Below are 14845 nucleotides of genomic sequence, written 5' to 3' on the forward strand. Positions count from 1 at the left end.
TCGTCGAACGTCGAGCGCGCTCCCGTGCGATCTGGTCTACGCCCGGGTGTGCGGGGGCGGCAAGATGGCGTCGGCTGTCAAGCGGGGGATCGTGACCCCCTCGTGACCAGGGGCTGAACCTCTGATCATCGGGCGGGGGTCGGCTTCCGGCCAGTGCCATGTACGCGTGCCGGCACGTGCTACAGGAGTGACGGCACCTGTGCCGCCGAGACCTCCCTCGCCGCCCTTTCCAGCGCGCTGGCCAACAGTGCCAGGTCGGTCGGGCCGTTTCCGAGTTCCCGCACCGGACGCCGGGTGGGAGGGTCACCCATGCGGTGCCATTCCAGCGGTACGACCGTGGGGCGCAGGGTCGCCGTGCGGGGGATGCGGCCGGTGACCCGCCCGCCCTGAAGCGGTGTCACCCGCCCGTCCGCGCAGGTCAGGCTGCCCCGGCCGGGCGCGGGCTCGTCCGGACCGGGTGCCGGGGTGTCGAGCTTGACGCGCAGGGTGGCCCGGCGGGCCGGTTCCGTCTCCGCCGTACGGGGGCAGGGGCCGGAGGCCGTCACCAGGTGGACGCCGAGCCGCTCGCCCTCCCGGGCCACGGCCTCCAGCGCGCGCATCACCGAGCCGGCGGCGGGCCGCCCGGTCGAGCCGAGCGCGGGGGAGACCAGGGCGTCCAGGTCGTCGACGACCACGACGAGCCGGGGCAGCGGCGGCGCCGCCTCGGTCCGCCGCCGGGCCGCCCCGGGCCGCAGCCGCATGGTCGAACTGGACGGGGAGTCGAGATCTCCGGCACCGGCCCCCGTCTGTGCGTGGGCACCGTCCCGGGGCGTGGCCGTGCGCTGCGCGACCACACGGCCCGACAGCTCGCGGCCGCTGTGCCACTCGGCGAAGTCGGACCGGCCCAGCAGCTCGGCGCGCCGCTTCAGCTCGGCGCTCAGGGACTGCGCGAACTCCCGCATCCGGACCGGGTCGTGGGCCGAGAGATGCGTGGTGACATGCGGTACGTCCGTACACACCCGCAGTCCCTCGCCGTGCCCGCCGCCCGAGCCCGCCGCGGGGCCGGGGCCGCCCCGGCCGTCGACCAGCACGATGCCCAGCCGGTCCGGCCGCTCGGCGGCGGCCAGGGACGCGACGACCGCCCGCAGCAGCTCCGTGCGGCCGCTGCCCGGCGGGCCCTCGATCAGCAGATGCGGCCCCTGGGCCGCGAGGTCCGCGCCGACCGGGCCGCGCGGCCCGGCGCCCAGCACCGCGCGCACCCGGCCGCCCAGCGCGTCGGCGTCGTCGGCCGCGTCCGCCCAGCGCGCCATCAGCGACGCCGGGGTGGCCCGGGCCAGGCCCAGCTCGTCCAGCAACCGGGCCGCCTGGGGCAGCGGCGCGGAGACCCGCGGCTGCCGCTCGCTCGTCGCGGCGTCCGTCCGCAGGGGCGCCAGCGCCCGCGCGAAGCGCTCGGCCCAGGCGGGGGAGACGGCGTCGACGGTGGCGACCGTGCCGTGACCGGCCGGGGCGGAGCCCGCTCCGGCCCGGGCCACGCGCATCAGCCGCAGCGCCGTCGCCACGTCCCCGCTGAGCAGCGCGACCGCGCCGCACTGGCGGAACGTCGGCGACACCGCGCAGGCCGCCTCGTACGTCTCCGTCACCGGCGAGGCCGGGGACGCGGCGGCCGTCTCGGCCAGACACACCACGTGTATCCCGGCCCGCGGGCCCTCCGCCGCGAGCCGTGCCACGGCCTCGCGCAGATCGGCCCCGCCGGGGTCGCCGTCCACGACGAGCACGGTGAACGGGCCGGGGAAGGGGACGGCGTCCGGATCAGGCCCGTCGTCGGGGGCCGGGTGGCCGGTGGCGGGGTCGGCGCTCCCCGCTCCCGCCTCGGCCAGCTGGTCCTCCAGGCGGCGGAGGAGCTCGTCGGTGCGGGCCGCGGCCTGTTCCCGGTCGTGCGCGAGGAGCAGCCGGCAGTCCTGGCCGTGCCCGGGCCGGACATGCGGCAGCCAGCCCAGCCAGGACCACTCGGCGGTGCGCTCCTCCAGAGGGCGGGAGCGGTCCGCCGCGATCAGGACGATCTCCAGCATGTCGGGGGAGTGCAGCGCGGTGAGCTGGGCCAGTAGGGCACGGGCCAGCCCGCCGAGCCGCGCCCGCGGTCCGGCGAGGCCCAGCGCGCCGGCCTCGCGCAGCCCGGCGGTCACCGGCACCGCGGGCAGCAGGCCCGAGCCGTCCGGCACCGCCCGGTCGGCCGTGCCGAGACGCACCGCGAGCGCCTCCGGGTGGTCCGGACCGCGCTCCCACAGCCGGGGCCCCGGACCCAGTGCCGTCAGCAGCAGGGTGGCCGGATCCGGCCAGGTCTCCGGCGCCGCCGCCACGACGGCAGCGCGCTCCGCCTCACCGCCGGCCGGCTCGTCCTCGTACGCCTCACGCGGCTCCGGCCCCTGCTCACCACGCCCTCCGGCCAGCCGCCGCGCCCACGCCCCGATACCGCCCCGCCTGCGGGTCCCCTGCGGTATGTCGGTGCCCCGGAGGGGAGTGCCTTTGCGTCCACGCCCGGAGGGCTCGCCCGGGGGGTCGGCCGGAGTGCCCTGTCCGGGGCGAGCGTTTCGTCCGGCGTCGGGGTGTCCGGCCGGGGTGCTCTGGCCGGGGCCGCGATCGGGGCGAGCGTCTCGTCGTGCGTCGGGGTGTCCGGCTGGGGCGCTCTGGCCGGGGCCGCCACTGGAGCGCGTGTCCCGGCCCGCGTCCGGCGACCCGACCGGGGTGCCCCGACGCGGGCCGCCACCAGAGCGACCGTCCCGTCCCTGTTGCCCGGCGTCCGAGGAGGCCGACCCGTCGACGGCTCCACCACGAGGCCCGGTGCCGTAGGCCCCACCGGTGCGGTCGGCCCCGCCACCGGCGTAAGTCCCGTCGTCGGCGTGGCCCCGACGGTCGGCGACCGCCCCACCACCGCCGTGCGTCCCGCCCTCGGCGTATGACCCGCCTCCGGGGTGTGTCCCGTCCTCGGGGCGTGCCCCACGGCTGGCGACTGCCCCGCCACTGCCGTGCGTCCCGCCACTGCCGTGCGTCCCGCCCTCGGCGTATGACCCGCTTCCGGGGTGTGTCCCGTCCTCGGCGCGGGCCCCACGGCCGGCGGCTGCCCCGCTACCGCCGTATGCCCCGCCACCGCCGTGCGTCCCGCCCCCGGCGGCCTGTCCGCCGGGTGCCCCCGCTGCTCCGAAGCGCCCCGCATGGGTGTCGCCGTCGCCGAGGCCCGTTTGTGACGACGCGTCGCGCTGCCGGGCCGCGTGGGACGGGCCGTCGGGGGAGGCCATGGGCGACGAGCCCTCGGCGGTGCCGCGCTGCCGGGGCGGTCGGGCCAGGCCGTCCGGTGAGGCCGGGCGCGTCCCTTCACGGGCGGAAGCACGCCCGGAGTCGTCGGGGAAGCCTGTCGAAGCCGTGCTTCCCGGGGCCCGTGAGACCCGCCGCCCACGCCCACCGGTGCCCGGCCTGGGCTGCTCGGCCCCCGGGTACGCCCCAGGCCCGACCGGCCCGGCCCCCTCCGCACCCCGGCTCTCCACCCGGGGCGCCCCGCCCTGCCCCGGCACCACGGCCGAGTCGACGGAGCCCTGCCCGGTCGCGCCCGGTGTGCCCCAGGCCGCCGAGCCGTGGGCATGCCGCGTGGGACCGGAAGGCCCGGCCGGTGGCGGGTTCGTCGTGTGGGGGTGGGCCGTCGTGCCACCGTCGGCAGGGTCCGGCACGCGTACGTGCCCTTCCCCGTCCGGCGTCGTACCGACCCGGGCGCCCGGTCCTCCGGCGGGAGCCAGCCGCAGGGCCGACTCGCCGATCCGGAGCAGCGCGCCGGGCGCGAACCGGACGGCCCGGGGGCCCACCGGCCGGCCGTCCAGCGTCGTGCCGTTCGTGGAGTCCAGGTCGGCGACCGCGACACGGCCGTCGGCGCCCACGGTCACCGCGCAGTGCAGCCGGGAGACGTCCGGGTCGTCGAGGGGCACGTCCGCGTCGGCGGAGCGGCCGATGCGGATCTCGCCGCCGTGCAGCAGATGGACACCGCCGGCGTCCGGGCCGGCGACCACCTGGAGCTGGGCCGGGGCGTCGTCCAGCTCGGGATGCGGCTCGGGCTCGCCCGGCGCGCCCACGGACAGCACCGCGCCGTCGGTCAGCGGGGGCTCGCCGAGCGTGCAGCGCTGGGCGTCGAGCCGCTGCTCCCCGGCGTACAGCACCACCGTGCCCGAGCCGTCGCCGCCGGAGACCACCTGGGCGAGCGCGGAGGACACCGCCGCGAGCGCCGTACCGGCCGGCGCCGTGACCAGCACGTCGCTGCGTGGGGCGCGGCCCTGCGCCGGTGCCGACGGGCCCAGCGGGTCTACGACGGTCAGCCGGATCTGCATCGCCGTCAGCGGTCCCTTCTGCCCGGGCGCGGAGTCCCCCACCCCGCCCCAGCACGTCGGCCAATACTGCAGGCATCCTCGCACCTGCCACTGACACCGCGCCCCTCGCTCGGGAAAAGGTGATCTTGATTGGTCGGCTCTGCCCGCAAAAGTGCCTGAGAGATGACCCACAGGCGACCTCTTGGGATCAGTCACGTTCGTTATCAGCAACCACAAGACCGAGGTGAGCGTCTTTGCTTCGAACGGATGTGAGAACGGCTACGTAAGACCCACAGAAAGCCGACACCCCGGTCCCCGGCGGCGCGGCACTACAGTGGGTCGGACACAGGCCAGCAGGCAAGGCAAGCAGCAGGGAGCGCATGACGTGCGGCCGGTAGGCAGCAAGTACCTGCTCGAGGAGCCGCTCGGACGCGGCGCCACGGGCACCGTCTGGCGAGCCCGCCAGCGCGAGACCGCGGGCGCCGAGGCGGCCGTGCCGGGGCAGCCCGGCGAGACCGTCGCCATCAAGGTCCTCAAGGAGGAGCTGGCCAGCGACGCGGACGTCGTGATGCGCTTCCTCCGGGAGCGCTCCGTCCTCCTCCGGCTGACCCACCCGAACATCGTCCGGGTCCGTGACCTGGTCGTCGAGGGCGATCTGCTGGCGCTGGTCATGGACCTCGTCGAGGGCCCCGACCTGCACCGCTACCTGCGCGACAACGGCCCCTTCAGCCCCGTCGCCGCGGCCCTGCTCACCGCCCAGATCGCCGACGCGCTCGCCGCCAGCCACGCCGACGGCGTCGTCCACCGCGACCTCAAGCCGGCGAACGTCCTGCTCCAGCAGTACGACGGGCAGATGCACCCGCTGCTCACCGACTTCGGCATCGCGCGCCTCGCCGACTCCCCGGGGCTGACCCGCACCCAGGAGTTCGTCGGCACGCCCGCGTACGTCGCGCCCGAGGGCGCCGAGGGCCGGCCGCAGACCTCCGCCGTCGACATCTACGGCGCCGGCATCCTGCTCTACGAGCTGGTCACCGGCCGTCCGCCGTTCGCCGGCGGCTCCGCACTCGAGGTGCTGCACCAGCACCTGAGCGCCGAGCCGCGCCGCCCCTCCACGGTCCCCGACCCGCTGTGGACCGTCATCGAGCGCTGTCTGCGCAAGAACCCGGACGAGCGGCCCAGCGCCGAGAACCTCGCCCGCGGCCTGCGCGTCGTCGCCGAGGGCATCGGCGTGCACGCGAACTCCGCGCAGATCGCCGCCGCCGAGGGCGTCGGCATGCTCCTGGCGCCCGACCCGGCGCCCGCGCCCGTCCCGGACATGACCGGCGGCGCCGACCCCACCCAGGTCCTCCCGCAGGGCGCGGGTTCGTACGACCCGAACGCGGCGACCAGCGTCATGCCGCACACCGGCGGCCCGGCCGGAGCCGGCGACCCCACCTCGGTCATGCCCCACCGGGGCGCGGCCGACCCGACCGCCGTCATGCCCCCGGTCCCGCCGGGATCGCCCGGCCACCCCGGGCAGCAGGGCCAGGGCGGCGGGCCCGAGGATCCGCACCCCTGGCAGAACCAGCTGCGGGCCGCCCGCGACCGCAATGAGCAGACGCAGGTCCAGAACTACCTCGACCCGGGTCAGGACCCGCTGCGCCGCCGCCCCCAGCGCCAGGTCGCCCGGCCGCAGCAGCCTCCACAGCGCGGTCGGCAGCCCCAGCCCGGCCCCGGCTACGGCCATCCGCAGCAGCAGCCCCAGCAGTACGCCCCGCAGCACCAGGCCCAGCAGCCGCAGCGCTACGCCCCGCCCCCGCCGCCTCCTCAGCCGCAGCAGCCCCAGCAGCCCCAGCGGCCGCAGCGCGAGCCCCGGCAGCCGCGGCAGCGCAGCGCCAACCCGATGCGGATCCCCGGGCTCGGCTGTCTGAAGGGCTGCCTCTTCACGATCGTCATCCTGTTCGTCGCCGGCTGGCTGATCTGGGAGCTGAGCCCGCTCCAGGAGTGGATCGGCACCGGCAAGGGCTACTGGGACCAGCTCACCGACTGGTTCGGCACGGTGACGGGCTGGATCGAGAAGCTCGGCGGGAGTTCGGGCACGAACTGACCCGAACCGGCATGCGGGGTTGGTGATTTGTCGACACCTGGCGGGTGATTTCCGCCCGGGCGGTGAAGGTTGGCTCTTCCTGCGCGTAGTTTTAGCGACAACACGCGTCGGTAGGAGCAGCCTTGGCACGGAAGATCGGCAGCCGGTACACCGCCCACCAGATCCTGGGGCGGGGCAGCGCCGGCACGGTGTGGCTGGGCGAGGGTCCCGAGGGCCCCGTCGCCGTCAAGCTGCTGCGCGAGGACCTCGCGTCCGACCAGGAACTCGTCGGACGCTTCGTGCAGGAGCGGACGGCGCTGCTCGGCCTGGAGCACCCGCACGTCGTCTCGGTGCGCGACCTGGTGGTGGACGGCAACGACCTGGCGCTGGTCATGGACCTCGTCCGCGGTACGGACCTCAGGACCCGGCTGGAGCGGGAACGCCGGCTGCCGCCCGAGGCGGCCGTGGCGATCGCGGCCGACATCGCCGACGGGCTGGCGGCCGCGCACGCGGCGGGCGTCGTGCACCGGGACGTGAAGCCGGAGAACGTGCTCCTGGACATGCAGGGCCCGCTCGGCCCCGGCGGCTCCCACCGCGCGCTGCTGACGGACTTCGGCGTGGCCAAGCTCATCGACACCCCGCGCCGCACCAAGGCCACGAAGATCATCGGCACCCCGGACTATCTCGCGCCGGAGATCGTCGAGGGCCTGCCCCCGCGCGCCTCCGTCGACATCTACGCGCTCGCCACGGTGCTGTACGAGCTGCTCGCGGGCTTCACCCCGTTCGGCGGCGGCCATCCGGGCGCGGTGCTGCGCCGGCACGTCACGGAGACGGTCGTCCCACTGCCCGGCATCCCTGACGAGCTGTGGCAGCTCCTCGTGCAGTGCCTGGCCAAGGCGCCGGCCTCGCGGCTGCGGGCCTCGGAGCTCGGGGCGCGGCTGCGGGAGCTGCTGCCGATGCTGGCGGGCATGCCGCCGCTGGAGGTGGACGAGCCCGACCCGGAGTCCGAGGAGGAGGCCGACCGCGAGGAGCAGCCGGCCGGACCGGCCCCTTCCGGGGAACGGATCCGGCGGCGCGGTGCGGTCCCCCTCGTCCCCGGCGCGAAACCGGCCGACTCCAACCGCGACACCCATACCTCGATGCGCGTCCCCGCCCCCGACGAACTGGCCGGCGGCGCCCACGGCACGGCCCGTGCCCCCCGCACCCCCGGCACCCCCCGCCCCGGCTCCGCCCGCAACCGCGCCGCCGCCCGACGCCGCCGCGTCGCCCTGGGAGCGGCGGCGATAGCCCTGGCCGCCGCGATCGGCGTCGGCGCCTGGCTCTCCACATCGGACGACGACACGAACACCCCACCCCAGGACACGAGAAACTCGGCCCCGCAGTCGCCTTGACCCGACCCGACCCGACCCGGCGCCGGGCGGCCGATCGCTCGGCGCCGCCGCCCGGCACCGAGGGCTCGGTCCTGCGGACTCCCGGACCGCGCCGGGGAACAGCGCGTGCCGATGGCGCCGGTGGTGGCGTCCGGGCCCGGCCGGCGGTGCCGGACGGCCGTGGTGCGGCCGGATTCCGAGAGCGTGGCCGCGTGGTCTCCTCGGTCCGTTCCGGAGAACCGGGGCGGGCCGATGGCGCCGGGGGCCGGCGCCGGGCGGCCGATCGCTCGGCGCCGCCGCCTGGCACCGAGGGCCCGGCTCCGGGGACTTCCGCACCGCGCCGGGGAACAGCGAGGGCCGATGACGCCGGTGGTCGGTGCCGAGGGCCCGGCCCGCGACGGCGGGTGACCGATGACGCCGTGCCGCCGGACACCGGGAACGCGGCACCCGTGTCGCCCTGCCACCCGCACCCCGGCGCCGCCGCAGCCCCCGGCGCCGTCGGCAGCCCGCTCCGCCCGCCCGGCGATGGCCGCCGGGCGGAGCCGTTACGCTGGAGGCGTGGCAGTCGTCGATGTATCCGAAGAGCTCAAGTCCCTCTCCTCGACCATGGAGTCGATCGAGGCCGTTCTGGACCTCGACAAGATGAGGGCAGACATCGCCGTGCTCGAGGAGCAGGCGGCCGCGCCGTCCCTCTGGGACAACCCCGATGAGGCGCAGAAGATCACCAGCAAGCTGTCCCACCTCCAGGCCGAGGTGCGCAAGGCCGAGGCCCTGCGCGGTCGCCTCGACGACCTGGGCGTCCTCTTCGAGATGGCCGAGGAGGAGGACGACCCGGACACCCGCGCCGAGGCCGAGTCCGAGCTCACGGCCGTGAAGAAGGCGCTGGACGAGATGGAGGTCCGCACCCTCCTCTCCGGCGAGTACGACTCCCGTGAGGCCCTGGTGAACATCCGCGCCGAGGCCGGTGGCGTCGACGCCGCCGACTTCGCCGAGAAGCTCCAGCGCATGTACCTGCGCTGGGCCGAGCAGCGCGGCTACAAGACCGAGATCTACGAGACGTCGTACGCGGAGGAGGCCGGCATCAAGTCGACCACCTTCGCCGTCCAGGCGCCCTACGCCTACGGCACGCTCTCCGTCGAGCAGGGCACGCACCGCCTCGTGCGCATCTCGCCCTTCGACAACCAGGGGCGCCGTCAGACCTCCTTCGCGGGCGTCGAGGTCCTGCCCGTGGTCGAGCAGACCGACCACATCGAGATCGACGAGTCCGAACTGCGCGTCGACGTGTACCGCTCCTCAGGCCCCGGCGGCCAGGGCGTCAACACCACCGACTCCGCGGTGCGCCTCACCCACATCCCCACCGGCATCGTCGTCTCCTGCCAGAACGAGCGCTCGCAGATCCAGAACAAGGCGACGGCCATGAACGTGCTCCAGGCCAAGCTGCTGGAGCGGCGCCGCCAGGAGGAGCAGGCCAAGATGGACGCCCTCAAGGGCGACGGCGGCAACTCCTGGGGCAACCAGATGCGTTCGTACGTGCTGCACCCGTACCAGATGGTCAAGGACCTGCGCACCGAGTGCGAGGTCGGCAACCCCGAGGCCGTGTTCAACGGTGAGATCGACGGGTTCCTGGAGGCCGGAATTCGCTGGCGCAAGCAGCAAGAGAAGTAAGTTTGTCGACAAGGCAACTGCCGCGATGAGCGCGGTGGTTGCCTTTTCTGTGTCCGGATGTCCAGCTTTTACATCACACTCACAGAGTTCGACTCCCCGCATAGCCCTCAGACTTGGACATGGCGCCCGCAAACGCCCTTGACGTGTCTTTGAAAAATGGGAAGGGTAAAGCGCGGCATGCGTGTCTCTGGGGCGCATGTGAACCGGGGGACCTCTCACGACAGCTCTCCCGTCGAGCACAGCCCCGAGCGCTGCCTAATGACGATGAGCTACTGGGGGTAGCAACCATATGACGAAGAAGACGCGGATCCGTGTCGCACGGATAGCGGCCGGCGCCGTGATCGCGGCCGGTGCCTCGCTGACCGCCGCCGGTGCCGCATCCGCCGCGGAATCCGACAAGTGCCTGCTCGGCATCCTGTGCGCGAAGGAGACGCCCAGCCCGACGCCGACGGGTGAGCCGACCGGCATCCCCACCGACGTCCCGACGGGTCTCCCGACCGACCCGCCGCCGTCGACCGAGGAGCCCACGGAGGAGCCGACGGAGCCCACGGAGGAGCCCACCGAGCCGACCGAGGACCCGACGGACCAGCCGACCGCCGCGCCCACCACCGACCCGGGCAACGGCGGCGGCAACGGTGGCAACGGCAGCGGCGGCAACAACGCCGACCCCGACGGTGGCACCTCCCCGCAGGAGGAGGGCTCCTCCTCCCTCACGGACACCGGCTCGGGCGCCACCCCGGTGGCCCCGCAGGGCCAGGCCCAGGCCCAGGGCAACGGCCAGGAGCTCGCCGAGACGGGTGCCGCGCAGACCACCTTCCTGGTGATCGGCGCCGCCACGATGATCGCCGGCGGTGTCGGCTTCCGTCTCCTGCCGCGCCTCGTGGGCGGCCGCGGCGGAGCTGCCGCCTGACGGTAGCCACGTCCGTACGGACCGTAGGCACAGCGCGAAACCGAGGGCCCGGAGCGAAACGCTCCGGGCCCTCGGCCTTGTCGTAAGGAGTCCTCGGGAAGCTTCCGGCCGCCGCCGCTAAGCGGTCTGGTGGGCCAGCAGGGCCACGGCCGCGATCAGGACCGTCAGCAGGGCGATCAGCGCCATGGGGTTCAGATTCGCGAGGAAGCTCTCCTGCTGCAGGCGCTCACGGTTCGCGCGGCAGACGGGGCAGCGGCCCTCGCTGACGGGGGCCGCGCAGTTCGCGCACACCAGCCGGTCGTACGTCATGCGCTCGCCCTCCTTGCGACGGTTCCACGGATCCAACGTGTGCGGGAAGCAGAATGTTCCCCTCCCCACTTTGCCAGGTTCCCCGGCGGGGTGCGCGGTCGCTGCCGAAGGTGGGCACCCCTCGGGGCTCGGCACAAAACGGAACATCCGTGGCGCAACCACAGTCGGTGACTGCGCTGCCCTCCCCGGTTCGCGTATGGTCACGCTCATCTACCCCCGGCGACCCGTGGTGCATCCGTGATCCGATTCGACAACGTCTCCAAGGTCTACCCCAAGCAGACCCGCCCCGCCCTCAGGGATGTCTCCCTGGAGGTCGAGAAGGGCGAGTTCGTCTTCCTCGTGGGGTCCTCCGGCTCCGGAAAGTCCACCTTCCTGCGGCTGATCCTCCGCGAGGAGCGGTGCAGCCACGGACAGGTGCACGTCCTGGGGAAGGACCTCGCACGCCTCTCCAACTGGAAGGTGCCGCAGATGCGGCGCCAGCTGGGGACCGTCTTCCAGGACTTCCGCCTGCTGCCGAACAAGACGGTCGGCGAGAACGTCGCCTTCGCCCAGGAGGTCATCGGCAAGTCGCGCGGCGAGATCCGCAAGTCCGTCCCGCAGGTGCTCGACCTCGTCGGGCTCGGCGGCAAGGACGACCGGATGCCCGGCGAGCTGTCCGGTGGTGAGCAGCAGCGCGTCGCCATCGCGCGGGCCTTCGTCAACCGGCCCAAGCTCCTCATCGCCGACGAGCCCACCGGCAACCTCGACCCGCAGACCTCCGTCGGCATCATGAAGCTGCTCGACCGCATCAACCGGACGGGCACCACCGTGGTGATGGCCACGCACGACCAGAACATCGTCGACCAGATGCGCAAGCGCGTCATCGAACTGGAGAAGGGCCGCCTCGTCCGCGACCAGGCCCGCGGTGTCTACGGCTACCAGCACTGAGACCGCACCCTAGATCACGGAAAGGCATAACGAGTCGCCATGCGCGCCCAGTTCGTCCTGTCGGAGATCGGCGTCGGTCTCCGCCGCAACCTGACGATGACCTTCGCGGTCGTCGTCTCCGTCGCCCTGTCGCTCGCCCTGTTCGGCGGGTCGCTCCTGATGAGCGACCAGGTCAACACCATGAAGGGCTACTGGTACGACAAGGTCAACGTCTCGGTCTTCCTCTGCAACAAGAGCGACGCCGAGTCCGACCCCAACTGCGCCAAGGGCGCGGTCACCGACGACCAGAAGAAGCAGATCAACTCCGACCTCGACAAGATGGGCGTGGTCGAGAAGGTCACGTACGAGTCGCAGGACCAGGCGTACAAGCACTACAAGGAGCAGTTCGGCGACTCCCCGCTGGCCAGCTCCCTCACGCCGGACCAGATGCAGGAGTCCTACCGCATCAAGCTGAAGGACCCGCAGAAGTACCAGGTCATCGCCACCGCCTTCAACGGCCGGGACGGTGTGCAGTCCGTGCAGGACCAGAAGGGCATCCTGGACAACCTCTTCAAGCTGCTGAACGGCATGAACTGGGCCGCCCGCGCGGTGATGGCGCTGATGCTGGTCGTCGCGCTGATGCTGATCGTCAACACCGTGCGCGTCTCGGCGTTCAGCCGCCGGCGTGAGACGGGGATCATGCGGCTGGTCGGTGCCTCCGGCTTCTACATCCAGGCGCCGTTCATCATGGAGGCCGCCGTCGCCGGACTCATCGGCGGCACCCTCGCGTGCGGCTTCCTGCTGATCGCCCGGTACTTCCTCATCGACCACGGACTGGCCCTGGCCGACCAGCTCACACTGATCAACTTCATCGGCTGGGACGCGGTCCTGACCAAGCTGCCGCTCATCCTCGCCACGAGCCTGCTGATGCCCGCGTTGGCCGCGTTCTTCGCGCTGCGCAAGTACTTGAAGGTGTGACACATGCCAAGAGGGGCCGTGCGGTCAACCAGCCGTACGGCCCTTCACCTTGTCCTAGACTCACCGGCATGTCAGGTCGTGACCCGTTCTGTCAGCCCCGCCGCATCCGCCGCGGGGCCGCCCTGACCTTGCTCTTCACGAGCGTGCTCGTCGCCGGCGCGGCCACCGGGTCCCTTCCGCAGGCCGACCGGAAGTCCGCTCCGGACGAGGCCCGTTCGGCCACCCCGGCCGGGCGCCACGCCGATGTCGCCAGGGCCGCCGAGGAGGCCATGGCCGACGGCAAGTCCCCGATGGAGGCCGCGAAGCGCGCGGTCAGCCGCAGCGGGGACCGCTGGGGCGCCGTCTACTCCGAGGGCGAGTACGAGGAGTTCGAGGAGTCCCTCGACGGCCAGTACACCGGCGTCGGCCTGTGGGCCCGCAGCGAGCGGGACGGCCGTATTGAGGTGACGAAGGTGCGCTCCGGCTCGCCCGCCGCCGGCGCCGGGATCCGCCCCGGGGACCTGCTGCGCAGCGTCGACGGCGAGAAGACCGACGGGCGGCCCGTCACCGAGGTCGTCTCCTTACTGCGCGGGGATGCGGGCGGTGCCACCGCCGGCACCACCGTCCGCCTCGGCCTGGAGCGCGGCACGCGCGCGTGGAGCGAGACCCTGCGCCGGGCCCGGCTGTCCACGGACCCGGTCAGCGTCCGGGAAGCCGCCGGTTCGGTCACCGTCATCAGGGTCGACACCTTCACCAAGGGCTCCGGCGAGCGGGTCCGCGAAGCCGTCCGGCGGGCCCCGCGCGGCGCCGGCATCGTCCTCGACCTGAGAGCCAACTCCGGCGGCCTGGTCACCGAGGCCGTCACCGCCGCCTCCGCCTTCCTCGACGGCGGCCTGGTCGCCACCTACGACGTCGACGGCGAACAGCGCGCCCTGCACGCCGACCCCGGCGGCGACACCACGAGACCCCTGGTCGCGCTCGTCGACGGCGGGACGATGAGCGCGGCCGAGCTTCTCACCGGTGCCGTGCAGGACCGCGGCCGCGCCCTCGTCGTGGGCTCCCGCACCTTCGGCAAGGGCTCGGTCCAGATGCCGAGCAGGCTGCCCGACGGCTCCGTGGCGGAGCTCACCGTCGGTCACTACCGCACCCCCTCCGGCCGGGGGGTCGACGGCCGGGGCATCACACCGGACCTGGAGGTCGAGGACGGTGCCGAGAGGCGGGCCGAGACAGTATTGACTGGCCTCGGACCCCCCTCGTAGTGCGAAAATGGCCGCACTATGGCGAAGGAAAAGGTAAAACGCAAGGCCGCGAAGGCTGCCGAGAAGGCACCCGCCCGGAAGATGGTCGCGCAGAACAAGAAGGCGCGGCACGACTACCACATCATCGACACGTACGAGTGCGGCCTGGTCCTGATGGGGACCGAGGTCAAGTCGCTGCGGATGGGCCGGGCCTCCCTGGTGGACGGCTTCGTGCACATCGACCACGGCGAGGCATGGCTGCACAACATCCACGTCCCCGAGTACGTGCAGGGCACCTGGACCAACCACTCCGCCACTCGCAAGCGCAAGCTGCTGCTGCACCGGGCGGAGATCGACAAGCTGGAGTCCAAGTCCCAGGAGACGGGGCACACGATCGTGCCGCTGGCCCTGTACTTCAAGGACAGCCGGGTCAAGGTCGAGATCGCGCTCGCGAAGGGCAAGAAGGAGTACGACAAGCGGCAGACCCTCAAGGAGAAGCAGGACCTGCGGGAGACGAACCGCGCGGTCGCGGACGCCAAGCGGCGCCAGCGCGGCGCCTAGCGGGCGCCCGCGCCGAGCGGCTGACCGGCGGCTCCCCGTGGCTCCTGGCGGGCCGCGCGGGAATTGGCTGGCCCCCTCGGGCGTTGGTCACGTACGATGGGCACTGCCCCGCACAGCCGGGGCGTGGATTGATAAAACAACATGGGGATGATCGGTTTCGACAGCGGATGTCGAAGCAGGGGAAGCGAGCCGAGGAAGCGGCAATGATCTCGTAAACCATATGTCGCAACCAATAATCGCCAATTCCAAGAGCGATTCCCAGTCCTTCGCCCTCGCTGCCTAATAAGCAGTGAGTGAAGGACCCTTAATGGGTGTCAGCCCGGGGGTGTTCCCGACCCGGACCCTGGCATAATCTAGGGAACTAAACCATCGAGCCCGGTCACGGGGTTCGGTGGGAAATCAAACAGTGACTGGGCCCGTCGGAGACTTGTTCGCGAGATCACCGGGGCCGAGAAAATCGAAGCGAACTGCGCTCGGAGAAGCCCTCCTTTTGCACCGTTGGACGCGGGTTCGATTCCCGCCATCTCCACTCATCCCAT

Annotated in this window: 10 protein-coding genes and 1 other RNA gene; 9 read left to right on the forward strand and 2 right to left on the reverse strand. The window is 73.1% G+C overall.

The genetic code is table 11. From position 1 onward, the window contains the following. Window positions 1–179: 179 nt before the first annotated feature. Window positions 180–4346, reverse strand: coding sequence for an FHA domain-containing protein (locus NNW99_RS23155; protein WP_215124419.1), 4167 nt, complete (start codon window positions 4344–4346; stop codon window positions 180–182). 364 nt (window positions 4347–4710) lie between these two features. Here NNW99_RS23155 and NNW99_RS23160 point away from each other — a divergent pair, with 364 nt between their 5' ends. From NNW99_RS23160 to NNW99_RS23175, 4 genes are all read left to right on the forward strand, one after another. Next, a complete protein-coding gene (locus tag NNW99_RS23160) occupies window positions 4711–6411 on the forward strand; it encodes a serine/threonine-protein kinase (protein WP_215121052.1) in 1701 nt (566 codons plus the stop codon). A gap of 122 nt (window positions 6412–6533) precedes the next feature. Continuing rightward, window positions 6534–7781 (forward strand): serine/threonine-protein kinase, encoded by a 1248-nt coding sequence (locus NNW99_RS23165; protein ID WP_215121053.1) that lies wholly within the window; start codon window positions 6534–6536, stop codon window positions 7779–7781. A 537-nt stretch (window positions 7782–8318) separates the two neighbouring features. Further along, entirely contained in the window at window positions 8319–9425 is a 1107-nt protein-coding gene (gene prfB, locus NNW99_RS23170) for a peptide chain release factor 2 (RefSeq protein ID WP_189723994.1), read from the forward strand. A gap of 289 nt (window positions 9426–9714) precedes the next feature. Then, complete coding sequence (locus NNW99_RS23175; protein ID WP_215121054.1) at window positions 9715–10335, forward strand: hypothetical protein; 621 nt, start codon at window positions 9715–9717, stop codon at window positions 10333–10335. A gap of 117 nt (window positions 10336–10452) precedes the next feature. Here the strand turns inward: NNW99_RS23175 and NNW99_RS23180 are convergent, their stop codons facing one another. Further along, window positions 10453–10644, reverse strand: coding sequence for a hypothetical protein (locus tag NNW99_RS23180; protein ID WP_215121055.1), 192 nt, complete (start codon window positions 10642–10644; stop codon window positions 10453–10455). 237 nt (window positions 10645–10881) lie between these two features. On the opposite strand from NNW99_RS23180, the gene ftsE reads away from it, so the two are divergent. The 5 genes from ftsE (at window position 10882) to ssrA (ending at window position 14838) form a co-directional block, all read left to right on the forward strand. Further along, window positions 10882–11571, forward strand: coding sequence for a cell division ATP-binding protein FtsE (ftsE, locus tag NNW99_RS23185; protein WP_184593314.1), 690 nt, complete (start codon window positions 10882–10884; stop codon window positions 11569–11571). A gap of 39 nt (window positions 11572–11610) precedes the next feature. Then, complete coding sequence (gene ftsX / locus NNW99_RS23190) at window positions 11611–12528, forward strand: permease-like cell division protein FtsX (protein WP_215121056.1); 918 nt, start codon at window positions 11611–11613, stop codon at window positions 12526–12528. A 68-nt stretch (window positions 12529–12596) separates the two neighbouring features. Further along, a complete protein-coding gene (locus NNW99_RS23195) occupies window positions 12597–13766 on the forward strand; it encodes a S41 family peptidase (RefSeq protein ID WP_215121057.1) in 1170 nt (389 codons plus the stop codon). A gap of 18 nt (window positions 13767–13784) precedes the next feature. Further along, on the forward strand, window positions 13785–14306 hold the full coding sequence (smpB, locus tag NNW99_RS23200) for an SsrA-binding protein SmpB (RefSeq protein ID WP_215121058.1): 522 nt from the start codon (window positions 13785–13787) through the stop codon (window positions 14304–14306). A gap of 143 nt (window positions 14307–14449) precedes the next feature. After that, window positions 14450–14838, forward strand: a transfer-messenger RNA (tmRNA) gene (gene ssrA, locus NNW99_RS23205). Window positions 14839–14845: the final 7 nt, after the last annotated feature.

Source organism: Streptomyces sp. CRCS-T-1 (assembly GCF_024442335.1).
In the GTDB taxonomy this organism is placed as follows: Bacteria; Actinomycetota; Actinomycetes; order Streptomycetales; family Streptomycetaceae; genus Streptomyces; species Streptomyces koelreuteriae.

Bases quoted from the DNA above. Each gene is read 5' to 3' on its own strand.
- smpB (WP_215121058.1), top strand. From the start codon at position 13,785: ATGGCGAAGGAAAAGGTAAAACGCAAGGCCGCGAAGGCTGCCGAGAAG.
- NNW99_RS23155 (WP_215124419.1), bottom strand. From the start codon at position 4,346: ATGCAGATCCGGCTGACCGTCGTAGACCCGCTGGGCCCGTCGGCACCG.
- NNW99_RS23175 (WP_215121054.1), top strand. From the start codon at position 9,715: ATGACGAAGAAGACGCGGATCCGTGTCGCACGGATAGCGGCCGGCGCC.
- NNW99_RS23195 (WP_215121057.1), top strand. From the start codon at position 12,597: ATGTCAGGTCGTGACCCGTTCTGTCAGCCCCGCCGCATCCGCCGCGGG.
- NNW99_RS23180 (WP_215121055.1), bottom strand. From the start codon at position 10,644: ATGACGTACGACCGGCTGGTGTGCGCGAACTGCGCGGCCCCCGTCAGC.
- ftsX (WP_215121056.1), top strand. From the start codon at position 11,611: ATGCGCGCCCAGTTCGTCCTGTCGGAGATCGGCGTCGGTCTCCGCCGC.